The 14,919-nt window shown below is 52.4% G+C and carries 11 protein-coding genes; 4 read left to right on the top strand and 7 right to left on the bottom strand.

Annotated features, from left to right (window positions below; all coding sequences use genetic code 11):
• Window positions 1-31: 31 nt before the first annotated feature.
• Complete coding sequence (locus ACO08I_RS02080) at window positions 32-460, top strand: hypothetical protein (RefSeq protein ID WP_044226491.1); 429 nt, start codon at window positions 32-34, stop codon at window positions 458-460.
• Here ACO08I_RS02080 and ACO08I_RS02075 read toward each other — a convergent pair.
• Genes ACO08I_RS02075 through ACO08I_RS02060 form a run of 4 tightly spaced genes read right to left on the bottom strand, consistent with a single transcriptional unit; the run spans window position 445 to window position 4,385 of the window.
• The gene (locus tag ACO08I_RS02075) at window positions 445-1,347 is read right to left on the bottom strand and encodes a metal ABC transporter permease (RefSeq protein WP_421948316.1); all 903 of its coding nucleotides are present in this window, start codon (window positions 1,345-1,347) and stop codon (window positions 445-447) included. The genes ACO08I_RS02080 and ACO08I_RS02075 overlap by 16 nt on opposite strands.
• The gene (locus ACO08I_RS02070; protein WP_282781904.1) at window positions 1,344-2,651 is read right to left on the bottom strand and encodes an iron chelate uptake ABC transporter family permease subunit; all 1,308 of its coding nucleotides are present in this window, start codon (window positions 2,649-2,651) and stop codon (window positions 1,344-1,346) included. Before ACO08I_RS02070 ends, ACO08I_RS02075 begins: the two co-directional genes overlap by 4 nt.
• 2 nt (window positions 2,652-2,653) lie before the next feature.
• On the bottom strand, window positions 2,654-3,448 hold the full coding sequence (locus ACO08I_RS02065; RefSeq protein ID WP_421948315.1) for a metal ABC transporter ATP-binding protein: 795 nt from the start codon (window positions 3,446-3,448) through the stop codon (window positions 2,654-2,656).
• Between the two features lie 10 nt (window positions 3,449-3,458).
• On the bottom strand, window positions 3,459-4,385 hold the full coding sequence (locus ACO08I_RS02060) for a metal ABC transporter solute-binding protein, Zn/Mn family (RefSeq protein ID WP_421948314.1): 927 nt from the start codon (window positions 4,383-4,385) through the stop codon (window positions 3,459-3,461).
• Between the two features lie 189 nt (window positions 4,386-4,574).
• Here ACO08I_RS02060 and ade point away from each other — a divergent pair, with 189 nt between their 5' ends.
• The gene (ade, locus tag ACO08I_RS02055; protein ID WP_421948313.1) at window positions 4,575-6,203 is read left to right on the top strand and encodes an adenine deaminase; all 1,629 of its coding nucleotides are present in this window, start codon (window positions 4,575-4,577) and stop codon (window positions 6,201-6,203) included.
• Between the two features lie 7 nt (window positions 6,204-6,210).
• Window positions 6,211-8,787, top strand: coding sequence for a T9SS type A sorting domain-containing protein (locus ACO08I_RS02050; protein ID WP_421948312.1), 2,577 nt, complete (start codon window positions 6,211-6,213; stop codon window positions 8,785-8,787).
• 65 nt (window positions 8,788-8,852) lie between these two features.
• Here ACO08I_RS02050 and ACO08I_RS02045 read toward each other — a convergent pair whose 3' ends face one another.
• The 3 genes from ACO08I_RS02045 to ACO08I_RS02035 all read right to left on the bottom strand — a co-directional run bounded on the left by ACO08I_RS02045 (window position 8,853) and on the right by ACO08I_RS02035 (window position 12,667).
• A complete protein-coding gene (locus ACO08I_RS02045) occupies window positions 8,853-10,550 on the bottom strand; it encodes a sodium/sugar symporter (protein WP_421948311.1) in 1,698 nt (565 codons plus the stop codon).
• 149 nt (window positions 10,551-10,699) lie between these two features.
• Window positions 10,700-11,515 (bottom strand): SDR family oxidoreductase, encoded by an 816-nt coding sequence (locus tag ACO08I_RS02040; RefSeq protein ID WP_421948310.1) that lies wholly within the window; start codon window positions 11,513-11,515, stop codon window positions 10,700-10,702.
• Window positions 11,516-11,605: 90 nt separating this feature from the next.
• On the bottom strand, window positions 11,606-12,667 hold the full coding sequence (locus ACO08I_RS02035; RefSeq protein WP_044226480.1) for a formylglycine-generating enzyme family protein: 1,062 nt from the start codon (window positions 12,665-12,667) through the stop codon (window positions 11,606-11,608).
• 105 nt (window positions 12,668-12,772) lie between these two features.
• Between ACO08I_RS02035 and ACO08I_RS02030 the strand changes: the two genes are divergently transcribed.
• Window positions 12,773-14,905, top strand: coding sequence for a hypothetical protein (locus tag ACO08I_RS02030; protein ID WP_282781918.1), 2,133 nt, complete (start codon window positions 12,773-12,775; stop codon window positions 14,903-14,905).
• Window positions 14,906-14,919: the final 14 nt, after the last annotated feature.

The following is a 14,919-nucleotide window of genomic DNA, read 5'->3' as shown; positions in this document are numbered from 1 at the left end:
GATTTTTTCTAATTTCTGACAACTTCGGATAATGCGAAAGGTAGCTGTTTACGCTCTTTGGGGGCTGGTCCTGATCACTGCCCTGCTCTTGTATTCAGGCCACCCGGTACTGAATTGGCCTGGCCCTTTTGGTCTGCCATTGGGCAACGGTATAGCATGGGCGGGCCTTGTTGCGCTGCCAACCGCGCAATTGCTCGGCCTGTTTCACAAGCACAATCGGGAAAAAGACCCCCGGATAGGTGTTTTCTACATAGCGTCTCTGGGCGCCCTTACGCTCAGCTTACTCTGGGGGGTGCTGAGTTATGGATTAGCTGGCAATTGGTCTTTTGTGTTCAATCAGCAGGAGGCCTCATTTGTCGGTGGCGCAGAGGCAGCAAGCTATTTCCTTTATCTCTCAGCAGCTACGGCAGGCATACCGCTGTTGATCTTATTGCTCTATCTCATTTACCGTTCTTTGTAACCTTGCGCAGGTACCGGGATTGCCTGTTGGCGAAAACGCTGCGTGAGTACGCCGGTGGACGGAGAAAACAATACTGCCAAAAGCAGAAAAACACCAGAGCTGACTGCCATGGCCCCTGCTACAGACCCATCAATCCATACGGCAAGGTAGTATCCGCTGACTGCGGTGAGAATACCGAGCCCAATGGTAAGCAGGAGCATATTATGTAGTTTTTCAGTAAGTAAATAAGCAGTTGCCGGAGGCACAATCAGAAAAGCAACCACAAGAATAGCACCCACTGATTCGAAAGCAACTACTGTAGTAACGGAGACTGCGCTCATCAGGAGATAGTGCCAAAATACCGTGGAAATCCCAACAGCCGCAGCGTACTCGGGGTCGAAAGTCGTAATCTTTAGCCCGCGGTAGCCGAGTATGATGATGAGCAGAATCAGAGCCAGCACCCCACTTAAGATCCAGACCGGCCGTGGCCCAAGTAAACGGCCGCTTTCCGTAATCCACAAGTCAAGTGGCACGTAGGCAATTTCCCCGTACAGAACACAGTCCTGATCAAGGTCAACCTGCCCGGCATAGAGCGAAATCAAAATAATGCCGATGGCAAATAGCCAGGTGAAAGTAATGCCAATAGAAGCATCAATCTGCAAACGGGCTTTCTGATAAAGAAATTCAATCATGAAAGTCGTAAGCACGCCAAGTGCAGCTGCACCAATGAGCATAGGCAAGACATCCCGGGATTCTGATAAAAGGTAGGCAATCACAATCCCGGGCAGCACCGCATGGGAAATCGCATCTCCTACCATGGCCATTTTTCGGAGAATGAGGAAAGTGCCAAGGAGCCCGCAACTTGTTGCCACGAGCGCACCGGTCAAAATGATCCAAAAGGCATTCATGAAGCAGAAGGTTTTGAAGGGTTCTGATATGGAATGACTGCATCGTGCGGATCCAGGATGGGATGGTCCAGCTCTCTGAGCAGCGCGGCTTCCACCTCAGGTGTAATCACATGCTCAATAGCCTCTGCGGTATTGTGTACGTGGTCGGCAGCGTAGTTCATCCGTTCGGTAAGGTATAATTCCCACAGCCGGTGGAGGCGGACGACCCGGCGGCTCTCCTGTAGCCCTGTGGGCGTGAGAGCGTAGGTACCGGGCTTGTGTTTATGGAGGAGCCCTTTTTTTACCAATTCCCGAAGCCCCAGCTGCAGAGCGATGTCTTCAAAGGGACGCTGTTGCCGAAGCATATCCACGGCTACAGTAGCAACAGGTGCATCCGCGGCTTCGCCAATACCGTAGAAGGCTTTCAGGATATTCTCCTGCCGGATTTTTCGGGCGTTGCTCCGCTGAAGCCGAAGCCTGGCCCAGATCCCACGCTTTGGGGCGACCACCACCGAAACCACGGCAATCAGGGAAAGCAGCACTACAATCCAGGGCCCGGTAGGCATAGAAGGCGCTGTGTAAGAAATCCAGGAGCCAAACAGGCCCGAAAGCAATCCAAATGCTGCAGCCAGCAATATCATCACCTGAATCCGGTCGGTCCAGAAGCGGGCAGCTGCAGCTGGCGTAATCAGCAGTGCTGCCATCAGCACTACGCCCACTGCCTGTATACCGGTAGCCACAGCCAGCACGGTAATTGTAGACAGCAAAAACTCCAGCCTGCGTACGGGCAGCCCGATACTTTTGGCGAAAGCCGGATCAAAGGAGATGAGCTTGAAGGAACGAAAAAAAGCCAGGACCAACCCCAGCAGCACCACCGCTACCCCACTGAAAACCCAAATGTCCCTTTGGGTCATGGCGGCAGCCTTTCCAAAAAGAAACTGGTCCAGCCCAGCCTGATTGGCACTGCCGGAATGCTGTATGGACGTAAGCAGGAGAATGCCTGCTCCGAAAAACACACTCAGGACCGCCCCTATCGCAGTGTCCGTGCTCAACTTCGTTCGGGAAGACAAGTAGTCCATCACAAGCAGAGATAGCCAGCCTGCAAGAACTGCTCCCACCAGAAGGTAGGCCGGATGTTTTTCTCCTGTGATCATAAACGAGAGGCATACCCCTGGCAAAATAGCGTGGGCTATGGCATCGCCCACCAGCGCCCGCTTGCGCAAAAAGGTGAAAGTGCCTACAATAGCCGCACTAATACCCAGCAGGATGGTGCCGGCAGTAACGAGGCGTACATTCGGATCAGAAAAGGTGAAAAAGTCACTCATAGCTACTTGGGCTGGTCTTTAAAGGAGCGCTCCCTGATCGGGAAATCCCGGGCTTTGACTAAATCGCTAACCTGAGAAAGGATGGTCAACTGCCCTCCATAGGCTTGCTTCAGATAGTCGGCTGTGAAAACAGAGCTGGTTGGGCCACATTTGATAAGCCGGGTGTTCAGCAACACCATCCAGTCAAAAAACTGATGGGCGGTATGCAGATCATGGTGAACAATCAGCACTGTTTTCCCTGCCTGTTTCATCTCTTTGAGCAGGGAGAGGATCGCTTCTTCTGAGGCGGCATCCACTCCGGCGAAGGGCTCGTCCATCAGGTAAAGGTCGGCTTGCTGAGCCAGTGCGCGGGCCACGAAGACCCGCTGTTGCTGTCCGCCGGAAAGCTGCGCAATCTGCCGGTCAGCAAAGGACAGCATGCCTACTTTTTCGAGCGCTTCGTCTGCCAGCCGGTGGTCTTCCTTGCTGAGCCGGCCCAAAAGCTTATGTTTCCGGTAACGCCCCATAAGAGCCACTTCCCGGACGCTGATGGGGAAATCCCAGTCCACACTTTCCCGCTGCGGCACATAGCTTATCCGGGAGCGCACCTCATCCAGGCTTTGCCCAAACAGGCGGACATAACCACTGCTGGGCTGTACGAGCCCCATCAGGCTTTTTAGCAAAGTGGTTTTGCCGGACCCGTTCGGCCCAAGTACACCGATCAGCTGCCCTTCCGGTATTTGAAAGTCAATATCCCAAAGCACCGGCCGACGGTTGTAGGCTACCGTTAAGTTGTGTGTTTCAATTGCAGTTTTCATGATTCCCGATTTACCTGAGCGCTTCTACAATGGTACGGACGTTTGCCTGTACCATGCCCGGATAAGTGCCCGCTGCTGTTCCTTCAGCACCCATCGCATCAGAATAGAGCGTACCCCCAATTTTGGTAGTGTGCCCACGCTGTTTAACGCCCTCCACAACTGCCTGCAGCGACTTTTCCGGTACCGAACTTTCCACAAACACGGCTTTGATGCCCCGACCGGTGATAAAATCCACCAGCTCTGAGACGTCACGCAGCCCGAATTCTGATACGGTCGAAATGCCCTGTAGCCCTCGCACTTCGATATCATAGGCTTGCCCAAAGTATTCAAAGGCATCATGGGCCGTGATCAAAACGCGCTGCGTTTCCGGTATCTTCCGGATTTCAGCAGCTACCCACAGGTGTAGTTCACTGAGTTTTTCCTGATAAGCTTTAGCATTGGCCTGATAGAGCTTCGCATGGGGTGGGTCAATTCGTCCCATCTCCGCTCCTATTATACCTGCTGCTTCTGACCAAAGGCTTACATCAAACCATACATGCGGGTCATGGGCACTTGCATAATCGGTGGAGTTGATCAGTCTGGCTTCCGGGAGCTGGTCCGCAACAGCGACTACAGGCTTCAGGCGCGCCAGCTTTTCAAGTACTTCTCCCATTTTACCCTCCAAATACAGCCCGTTGTAAAAAACAGCGTCCGCATCGGTTAGCCGTTTCAGGTCGCCCTGCGTGGCTTTGTATAAATGAGGGTCAACACCTGGCCCCATCAGCGCAGTGACCTCCGCCTGATCGCCAACGATTTCCTCCAGCGCATCGGCAATCATGCCGGTAGTGGCAATGATCTGAAGCTTGCTGTCATCCGTATTAGCCGTGGTGCCGGGGGGCTCACACCCACAGAGAGCAAGGAGGCAGAGTAAGAACATTATGGATTTGACAAAGCTCATAGATTTATCGCTTTTTACAGTTTGATGCTATGTTTACATTGCCGCCGACTCTTTTGTTTTAGACAAATCTAAAAATATTTTTCGATCAGCCAGGTGCGACAGTCAGGTAGATTTCTGAAGAAAATTTTGCTATTCGTTTCGTATCTTCCTGACAAGGGAAAGCCGTCATTAAAAAAACAATCCTCAATTATGCAGCAGCGGGAAGGACAACTGGTCGACCTACACCTCCGGAAAATATATCCTGCCCGAATCACCTGGGCATCAGGCAGAATTTTGGACATCGAGCCTTTGCAACAGGCTGAAGGCCCGTATTTTATACCAGGCTTCATCGATGCGCACGTGCATATCGAAAGTTCTATGGTAGTGCCTTCAGAGTTTGCCAGACTGGCGGTCCAACATGGTACAATAGGAACGGTATCTGACCCGCATGAAATTGCGAACGTCCTTGGCATACCCGGAGTCCTTTTTATGATTAAAAACGGTCAGCAGGTGCCTTTTCACTTCGCTTTTGGTGCTCCTTCCTGCGTGCCAGCCACTACCTTCGAAACGGCTGGTGCTGAAATAGACGTGGATGGCATCCGACAGTTGCTGGCTATGCCAGAAGTCTCTTACCTGGCGGAGATGATGAACTACCCGGGTGTACTGCACAAGGAGGAAGGGGTAATGGCGAAAATTGCTGAGGCTCACGCTGCCGGAAAACCTGTGGATGGCCATGCACCCGGCCTGAAAGGACAGGAAGCCCAACAGTATGCGGCTGCAGGAATCTCTACCGACCACGAGTGTTTCACCCTCGAAGAAGCCCGCTACAAAGCAAAACTGGGCATGAAAATCCTTATCCGGGAAGGTAGCGCCGCCCGGAATTTTGATGCCCTTATCCCACTGATCAGAGAATATCCGGGGCAAATCATGTTTTGCTCTGATGATAAGCATCCCGACAGCCTCCTGGAAGGGCATATCAATCTTCTGGTAGCCGAAGCTGTCGCACGGGGCTATGATTTTTTTGATGTCCTCCGTGCTGCATGTGTGCACCCGGTGGCGCACTATGGCATGGCAGCAGGGCTGTTACGGCCGGGCGAAAGTGCCGATTTTATCATGGTGGAAGACCTCAGGCATTTCAAAGTCCTTGAAACCTGGATTAAGGGGAGCTGTGTCTATCGCGAAGGGCAAAGCCTGATTGAGCGTGTGAGTGTAGAAACCCCTAATCAGTTTAACAGGCAGCCGCTCTCTGCCTCAGCCTTTCAGATCAAGGCAGAGAGTGGACAGGTGCATGTCATTGAAGCCATCGATGGTTCGCTCATTACAGGACAAACTACGCTGCCGCCGCTTGTTAGCTCCGGGTTGGCTGTTAGCGATCCGGGACGGGACCTGCTAAAGCTCACTGTGATCAACAGATATCAGGAGGCCGCCCCTCAGGTAGGCTTTATCCGTGGGTTTGGGCTGAAGCAGGGCGCTATTGCCAGCTGTGTGGGGCACGACTCTCACAACATACTGGCCGTTGGTACAGATGATGAATTGTTGGCCAGGGCAGTGAACCTCGTTATCGCCAATAAAGGCGGCATCAGTGCTGTGGGGGCTGAAACAGAACAGGTGCTGCCCCTCCCCGTTGCAGGCATTATGTCCAATGAAGATGGGTTTGAAGTGGCAAGTGCTTATCAGGCTATTGACCGATTCGTCCGGATGGAACTCGGCAGCCCGCTTCGCGCCCCCTTCATGACGCTATCTTTCATGGCACTGTTGGTCATTCCAGATCTTAAACTGAGCGATAAAGGCTTGTTCTCCGGGCAGCAATTTGAATTTATACCATTGTTTAAATCATAAACCTTCTATGAAGCAGCAACTATCTTCTTGGTGCCTTTTTTTCGGGCTTTGCACACTGGTCAGCGCACAATCTGTATTGGAAAATGAGCACGGCGACCCTATGACCATCAGGGGGGCTCCGGCTGAATACATTGGGCAGCACCTTCGCAACGAAGAAGCCATTATTCCTGCCGGAGACGAGGTGGAAGGAGATTATATCGGACAGATGGCCTTCACCGCAGATGGCGCCTATGTGCTTGTGCCCCACCGGCAGACCAACAACATTTCCGTGATCGAATGGGAGACCGGTGCTTTCGTGGCGGATATCCCGGTTGGCGGGAGCCCGATAGAAATAACAGTCATGGACACGATGGCGGTGGTACCTTGTTTTACCAGTAACGAAGCTTACCTGATCAATTTGAATGATTTTAGCGTCGCAGCAGTCATCCCCACCGGTGCTCAGCCCACCAAGGCACGCATCAGCCGGGACGGCAGCACAGCAGCCGTAGCCTGTGATGAAGCAGACGTGCTGGAGGTGATCGACCTGGCGACCCTTACCAAGCAAATGACCATCCCTGGATTCAATAATTACCTGTACAGGTTCTCCCTTATTACCTCCAATCCACGGAACACGCTTTTCTGGAGTGGGTTTGAGCTAAGCCCGGATGGCAGCCTTGCTGTTGTTGGTGGCGAAGATGCCCTGCAGTTTTTTGATACCCAAACCGGGGATTTGGTGGAGTCCATCCCTGATGTCCCAAACGCTGGTCAGATCAGCCTGAGCGGCGATGGCACGCACCTCGTAGCGGTCAGTACAGGCAATGAGGGGCAACTCTCAAGAATAGCACTAGAGACCCTAAGCCTCGTGGGGCAATTGTCGCCCCCGGGCAGCATTAGCAGCAGCTACAGCTCTGTGGCGGTCAATATGGACGGTACTCGTGCCGCTGTGACTGGTCTCTCCGGCACTATTTACCTGGCCCGTTTTGATGAGGGGGATGTGGTTGATGTCAGTGTCACGTCTTCTCCCAACTGGATCTTTTCTTCTGCCGATTATCAGTATGCGATTGGGGGGCAGTTTTACCTCAGTGTCATTGATTTTGAGACGGCAGAAATCGTTGGCTCCAGTCAGGGAATCCCTATCCAAAACGGTGCTGTTTCTCCGGCTAACAACCGGATGGTGGCGACTGACCCTCTGCGGTACGAGGGGCTGGATTATTATGAATTTGAAGACCCCACCAGCCTGAATTATCTGATGCGGACGCCTACAGGTTCGCCAATCGAGGCAGATGCCTCCTACTCGGCTACGCTTACCCCTGATTTAGACCGTGTCCTGGTTGCCAACCCACTTTCGGGCTCTCTTTCGGTCATCAATCTTGAGGAGGAGGCACTGGAAGCCCTGGTACCCTTCAGCAGTGAAGAGACCTACTTTGCTGCTACAGATGGTGCCTATGCCTACGTGGCTAAGCGTGGGGAAGACCAGGTGGAAGTGATTGACCTGGAGACTTTCGAAATTGTCAAAACCGTCAGCAGCGGTGGCGACCGGCCCGACCAAATTTACGTACTGCCGGGCGGAGACCGAGCTTACGTGCTGAATGCCGGGGGCGTGGACAGGATAGGTGTATTGCAGCAGGCAGGTGCAGGTACGTCACTGGAAGGCAGCTTCGCCTCAGGCAATACTGGTATCAGCTGGATCAACTATGGACTGAGGAGTAATCTGGCTATTGCAAAGGAAGGCGACTATGGTGTACTGGCCACTCCTTTCGACGATGCAGTGCAGATTATCGACTTGGGCGCTAATGAAATTATAGCCTCCGTGGAGCTGGAGAACTTTCCGCTGCGGAGCGCTATCTCCGATGAAGTTCCAGGTATTGGGCGCTTTGCAGCCGTAACCCTGCGTAATGGTGAAGGCATTGCCATCATCACACCAATTGGCCCAAATGCAGGGCTGCTTGACACCTATGATATTGGGGGTATTCCAACCCGGATTACCTATGACGCCACCCGCCGGGCTTTCCTGATCTGCGACCAAACCAACAAGGTCGTTCGGGTTTTTAGTATTGACAACCTGAGTTTTGAAGCCCCGATGAGCTTCAGTGGTGGGCGTATCCCCATCTCGGTAGCCGTGGACACCTTTGGGGTACAGCATACGCTGCTGCGGGGCGATAATCCGGATCAAAGTAATCAGTTGCAGATTGGCGAAGAGGTCTTTGAGCTGCCCGGAATACCTATTCACAATATGGCGGTGGCACCGGATGGCAGCGTTGTTGCCGTGCCCCTGATTGCCAATGACGCGGTTTTTGTCGTTAAGCGCACCGTGGTGGGGACCAAAGCTTTCTCCCTGCCGCTAGCCACGCCTTCCGGGTACAGTGTTTATCCAAATCCCGTCACTTCTACCGCTACCTTTGAGTGGAGAGACGGAGCCAAAGTGCCCAACGGGACGGTAACGCTCCGGTTATTTGATGCCACCGGCAAGCTGGTGCTGCAACAGGATAAGCTGCCGGCCGGACAGTTTACAGTCAGGAAGGGAGGATTGCCTGCCGGCACTTATAGTTATCAGGTGATGAGCACTAACCGCCTGCAGGGTTACGGAAAACTGGTGATTCGTTAATTAGGGCTTACAAGTTGCAGAAAGCTAAATGGGCAGGGTGTTAAATAGTACCCTGCCCATTCTGTTTACCAGAAGATCGCATACAATGCCGTCAGAATAATCATGATGGCAACAGCACTGATATTGAAGACCGGACCGGTAGCAAAATAGCCCGGTGCCAGCTTCAGCCCTTTCTCATCTGCTGCGCCTTTATTTTCGATCTGGCTTACAATCATAATGATGCCGATAGTGAGCAGGCAGGTATACAGCATCTGCTGCAGGAAAGGCAGGGATATGAACAAAACCTCCATAGCTAAGCCCTCTGCCCAGCCTTTGGGCCCCACCTTGAAGTACATCGCAATGGGAATCGATAGCAATACGCCCCAGATGGCAGCATTATTGGTAGCCTTACGCCAGAAGAGCCCCATAAGGAATACCGCAAGGATGCCAGGCGAGACAATACCCGTGTATTCCTGAATATATTGAAAGACCTGGCCCAGGTTCGCCAGCTGAGGGGCTACCAGGACTGCGATGACGAGCGCCACGGCTACCGTAATCCGGCCCACACGCACCATAGCGCTTTGGCTGGCGCCCGGGTTGATGTAGGGTTTGTAAATATCCATCGTGAAAATAGTAGAGGTGGAATTGACCATGGAAGCCAGAGAAGAAACAATTGCGGCGGCCAGTGCGGCCAGCACCAGCCCTTTCAGCCCGGCGGGAATGAAGTTGCTGATCAGCCAGGGAGCAGCATTATCATTGACAACTGTTCCTTCTGAATTAATGAAGCTCGGATCTAATGAAGCTGCCGTTACCGCTCCGTCCGGCCCCATATTGAGCACATAAGCAATGATGCCGGGAATGACCACGATAAGCGGGATAATCAGTTTGAGGAAAGCTGCAAAGGCAATGCCCCGCTGTGATTCTTTCAAGCTCTTCGCAGCCAGCGTACGCTGTATGATGTACTGATTGAAGCCCCAGTAATAGAGGTTGGCCACCCAGAGACCACCAATGATTACGGCTAGCCCGGGCAGGTCGAGCCAGGCGTCTCTTCCGTTGGGCGTAATAATCTCTCCTTTGGAAACGATCATAGAGAATTTTTCCGGAACCACTTCGTAAATGTAAGCCAGCCCACGGAAAAAACCACCTTCGGGCGTCACCTGATCCAGCGCCAGGTAGGTCATCACCAACCCGCCAATGATCAGCAGTGCCACCTGCACCACATCGGTCCAGGCAACGGCGGCCAGCCCGCCCCAAAGGGAGTAGGACGCTGCAAAAAGCGAAAGCCCCAGAATGCTGTACATGACGAGGCTGCCATCACCAGTGCCAATGATAGTATCCAGTGCCGTGGCGCCCAGGTAAAGAACGGAGGTCAGGTTGACGAAGATGTATAGCCCGATCCAGAAAACGGCGAGTATAGTTTTAAGGTTGGTGCTGTAGCGTTGTTCTACAAATTCGGGAATGGTGTAAAGCCCTTTTTTGATAAAAACAGGCAGAAAGTACTTTCCAACGATGAGCAGCGTAAGAGCCGCCATCCACTCGTAGGAAGCGATCGCCAGCCCGATCGCGAAACCGGACCCGGACATGCCAATAAACTGCTCTGCCGAAATATTGGCTGCGATCAGCGACGCTCCAATTGCCCACCACGGCAGGGATTTACCCGCCAGGAAGTAATCTTCAGCGGTTTTAGTTTCTCCTTTTTTGGTACGGGACACCCAAAGCCCAATGGACAGAATCAGCGCGCCGTAGGCGACGAAAATGACGTAGTCGATGTACGCGAATCCCATAGTTTGGTTTTTCGTTATTTGTTGGTTCCGAAACCTCTGTAGCTTGCTCAAAAGGCTCCTCTTCTATCTTGATCGTAAATTAGGAATCTTTTGCTGCTTTGCGACAAGGTCTCAAAATATAATTTGTCAGCTGTTCTATAGTATCCTGCCTAGACGCCTGAAAAAGCACTGAACCCTCCGTCAACGGGGACGACAATACCTGTAACGAATTTCGAAGCATCACTACAGAGCCACTGCACGGCACCGATCAGCTCCCCGGCTTCTCCAAAACGTCTCATTGGCGTTTGGGAAAGGATCGTTTGCGCTCTGTCGGTATAAGAGCCATCCGCATGGAGCAGGAGGCTGCGGTTTTGCTCGCCGATAAAGAAGCCGGGAGCGAGGGCGTTAACCCGGATGTGCTCTCCGTATTTTTGAGCCATTTCCACAGCAAGCCAGCGGGTAAAGTTATCGATAGCCGCTTTGGCAGCGCTGTAGCCCATGACCCGGGTCAGCGGTAACTGTGCTGCCATAGACGAAATATTCAGGATGACACCGCTCTTTTGCTGATGTGCCATGACTTCTCCAAAAACCATTGTAGGTAGAAGTGTGCCCTGTAAATTGAGCTGTACCACCTGATTGAAATCGGGGATTGAAAGGTCAAAAATTTCCTGATCGGGCTGTACGACAGCCCCGGGCTTGTTGCCTCCTGCTGCGTTGATGAGAATATCAATACGCCCCCATTCGCTAAGGACGCGCTGCTTGCTCTCAAGCAGATTTTCCCGGTCCAGGACATCAGCAGTAAGTGGTAAGGCCTCAAACCCTTCCTCCTTCAGTTCTTCGACCCTGCTATCCACTGTGGACGCCGTTCGTCCCAAAACAACCAGCTTGCATCCCAGTTCTCCCAACCCCTTTGCCATGGCTCCGCCCAATGCTCCGCTGCCTCCTGTGATGAGCGCAACCCGACCGGAAAGATTAAATCGATTCATAACTAGGTTTTTTGGTTCCCAATAAGAAAGAGGACGGGGCTGCTGTGTTGTAATCCCGCTTGTCTCAAGAAAGCAAGGGCCAAGCCCTCATTACAGGCTTCGGGCGCAGCGAAATCCGGTATGATTAAGCCCCGTATCCGGGCTGGAGCTCATCCGCCTGGCATTACGGTAGCCGGAGCAATAGCTGTCGTTGCACAGAAAAGACCCGCCCCGAAGTACTTTTTCTGCCTGATAGGGCTGCATAGGGTTCCAGGCTCTCTGCGACTCTGCGTTAGCCTGTTTAGCTTCCGGTTTTTTGTAAAAGTCATAATCATACCAGTCGCTGCACCATTCCCAAACGTTGCCGGCCATATCGTAGAGGCCGTATCCGTTTGGCTCGTAACTTCCTGCCGGCGCCGTCAGGAAGTAGCCATCTGCTTTGGTGTTTTCGTAGGGGAAAAAGCCTTCCCAGTAATTGGCCTTAGGCCCACCCTCTCCTACTGGTTCATCACCCCAGGGATAGATTGCGCCTTCCTTTCCGCCCCGGGCAGCCCATTCCCACTCTGCTTCCGTTGGCAACCGCTTGCCTGCCCATTTGGCATAAGCCTCGGCATCTTCCCATGCAATTTGTACAACGGGATGATCCATGCGGTCTGCTATTGAACTTTGAGGCCCTTCCGGATGCCTCCAGTTGGCACCGATGGTCCATTGCCACCATTGCCCGACGTTATCGAGAGGCACCGGGCCATCTGTAGCCTGGAAAACCAAAGCACCGGGCTGCAGTAGGCTGTCGGGTGGCTTTGGCGTGCCTGGGGGTACCGTAGATTTCAATTCCTCCCAGTCAATAGCCCTTTCAGCAACCGTTACATACCCGGTTGCTTCCACGAAAGCCTTAAATTCCCGATTGGTAACTTCTTTTTTGTCGATGTAAAAGGAATCGATATGTACAGGGTGCTTGGGATATTCGTTAGGGTCTGCCTGCTCGTTGTCGCCGCCCATTTGCAAGGTTCCGCCCGGAATGAGGGCCATACCTTCTGTGCCTGAATTATGATTGGTAAGGGTGGTAAAACCCGTTGAAGCAGAGGGGGCTGAATCCGCCTCCTTCGGTGAATCCGGGCTGCAAGCTTGAAAAAGAAGGGCTAAAGTCAGCCAAACGAGCAAACGATTATTCATATACAGTGGTTATTTTTTCAGTATTGTCCTTTTCGCACATAATAACTGGCGCTAGCGTTTCATTCAAGGTGATATCAAAAGTAGGAAACAAAAACAAAACCAGCGATGCAGCGGCACCTATTACTATTTGCCCTTCTGTGGATGACCACAAGCTTGTCTGCTCAAATGCCTGACCTCCGTTTTTTCAAAGAAGTCGAAATGCGGATTGACACTTCTGTCTTCCGCTGGACGGAGCATCAGTTGCAATGGCAAGACGAATCCTATCTCAGCTTTCATTACCGGGAGGAGACTCCCGTAGTGGAGTTCCGGTTCTTTCCTATTGGGCGCAGCGTGATCGAAAATGTAACCTTGTTGCCTTCAGGTGATTTCGAGTTGGTAGACAGTATCCGGCTCGTGAATGATGATCACTACAGGTTTAAAGTACGCTTTAAGTCTATTACCAATTTAGACTTCTTACAGCTCCCCCTGGAAGTTACCTCCATTTACGCCAGGCAACCCTACTTGCTGGAGTTCCGGCTTTTTCCGTGGACACGCACGCAGGTCAGCTTTCAGTCTCCGGTAGAGGAACTGTTTATCGGTGAGGAGCGGGTATTCGAGCTACAGACCAATAACCTGGATAATATCAGGGAGCAGCTCAACTGGTCTAAAAAAGGTGAAATTCCATACCGGATCACTAAAAAGGATGGCAGGTTGCTGCTGCACCTGCTTCCGGATGCCGTTGGGATGCGGTTGCTAAGCGCTACTTTCGAAACCCGGAAGCCTTACCTGGATTCACTGCGAATGCCTCATTATGCCCTACCGCCTTTGGAGCGGGACTTTACGGTCAAGCCGGCTAAACTGGGCTTCCTGAAGGTCCGTCCCGGCCAGTTTGTGCTGAATGATGATATTCGGGGCAAGGGCATCGAAGTAGAGCTGGATTATGACGCCGGGCTGGAGCTGGAAAAAACCTACCGTATGGAAGCTCAGGAACGGCCCGGCGGAGCATTGGTCGCTGAGCTGTTTACCCGTAGTATTCTCGGCAACGGCAAACTGCTTTGCTGGCTGCGCCTTTATGACTATCACCGCCGCAACAAGGGGTACCTGTACATCAAGGATGGGGATTTTGCCCGGTTTATAACGAATATGGATATCATGCCAGAAATGAAGATCGATCAGATCAGCCTGCAACGGGAAGGCCAAAGCTGGAAGCCCGGCAATCAGGTCTATCCGGGAGAGCGCGTTGGCATCCGCATAGAGGGACAGGAGCTCAATCGCGGCAGCTTCAGGTTTGAAGGGCTAAAGCAGGTAGAGCAGGATACCATCGCGAGTACTGCAGAGGCACAGGTTTTTTGGGCAAGAATACCACTGGACATTATTCAGCAGCAGGTACAAATTTTCAACCATGATCAGCCCACCGGCCGGGCACTTCAAATCAGGGAATATGACCGGCCCCGGGCATTGGACTTCATTACACTACAGTATGGCGATGAAGAGGTAGGGCTCAACGCTGCCGACAGGCTCCTGTTTGTGGAGGAAAACATGGATGATATTTTGCTGTCCTTCCACCCCGGGCGTATCGATAGTGGCATGCTGCATGGGCCACAACACCTCAAAGTGGAAGTGGAAATAAGAGATCAGCGCAATCAGCTCGTAGACCAGCGGGAACTACCAGGCTTTGTTGTCTGCCCCTCACCCAAATCGCCCCGGGCCAGCTTTTACAAGGAGCAGCAGTGCCAGACCTTCGACATGAGCCTCAACAAATTTCTGCGGAAAAAAATCTATACACTTGACCTTTGGTCTACGATACGGGTGACGATCCGACACGATGAAGACCATTACGGGCGGGGTAAGGGCTATAGTCATACTTCTGAGTTTGTACTCTACCGGAGCAGTAGTTTTGATATTGATGTCTCTTTCCCGGCAGGCTTGGTCATAAAGCGTCTGAATGAGCCAGGCTTTGGCAATCTTGGTGGTATCAGCATGGCTATGATTGCCCAGTTCAGCTTTTACAAAGACAAAAAGATTAATACCCCTAAGCCCTACAAATTTGGTGCGGGCTTCCTGGCGTTCAACGCCTTCAATTTTAGTGAAAACAATACCAACCGGGACGTGGGGCTCGTGGCACTGGCCAGCCTCTACCCCATCAAGACCAAGTACTCCAGCCGTTTGTCCTTCCCGCTGTTTGCCGGTGGGGGGTATTTTTTGTCCGAACAGAAGTGGTTTTTACTGTTCGGTCCGGGTATAAGGGTACGATTGTAAAGAAATGGTTTTCT

The sequence above is a fragment of the Phaeodactylibacter xiamenensis genome, from assembly GCF_965229835.1.
GTDB lineage: Bacteria > Bacteroidota > Bacteroidia > Chitinophagales > Saprospiraceae > Phaeodactylibacter > Phaeodactylibacter xiamenensis.
Note: the sequence above shows the minus strand (reverse complement) of the source record. Positions and strands in the feature narration are given on the sequence as shown.

Bases quoted from the DNA above. Each gene is read 5' to 3' on its own strand.
- ACO08I_RS02070 (WP_282781904.1), bottom strand. From the start codon at position 2,651: ATGAGTGACTTTTTCACCTTTTCTGATCCGAATGTACGCCTCGTTACT.
- ACO08I_RS02080 (WP_044226491.1), top strand. From the start codon at position 32: ATGCGAAAGGTAGCTGTTTACGCTCTTTGGGGGCTGGTCCTGATCACT.
- ACO08I_RS02065 (WP_421948315.1), bottom strand. From the start codon at position 3,448: ATGAAAACTGCAATTGAAACACACAACTTAACGGTAGCCTACAACCGT.
- ACO08I_RS02050 (WP_421948312.1), top strand. From the start codon at position 6,211: ATGAAGCAGCAACTATCTTCTTGGTGCCTTTTTTTCGGGCTTTGCACA.
- ACO08I_RS02040 (WP_421948310.1), bottom strand. From the start codon at position 11,515: ATGAATCGATTTAATCTTTCCGGTCGGGTTGCGCTCATCACAGGAGGC.
- ACO08I_RS02060 (WP_421948314.1), bottom strand. From the start codon at position 4,385: ATGAGCTTTGTCAAATCCATAATGTTCTTACTCTGCCTCCTTGCTCTC.
- ACO08I_RS02035 (WP_044226480.1), bottom strand. From the start codon at position 12,667: ATGAATAATCGTTTGCTCGTTTGGCTGACTTTAGCCCTTCTTTTTCAA.
- ACO08I_RS02045 (WP_421948311.1), bottom strand. From the start codon at position 10,550: ATGGGATTCGCGTACATCGACTACGTCATTTTCGTCGCCTACGGCGCG.
- ACO08I_RS02030 (WP_282781918.1), top strand. From the start codon at position 12,773: ATGCAGCGGCACCTATTACTATTTGCCCTTCTGTGGATGACCACAAGC.
- ACO08I_RS02075 (WP_421948316.1), bottom strand. From the start codon at position 1,347: ATGAATGCCTTTTGGATCATTTTGACCGGTGCGCTCGTGGCAACAAGT.
- ade (WP_421948313.1), top strand. From the start codon at position 4,575: ATGCAGCAGCGGGAAGGACAACTGGTCGACCTACACCTCCGGAAAATA.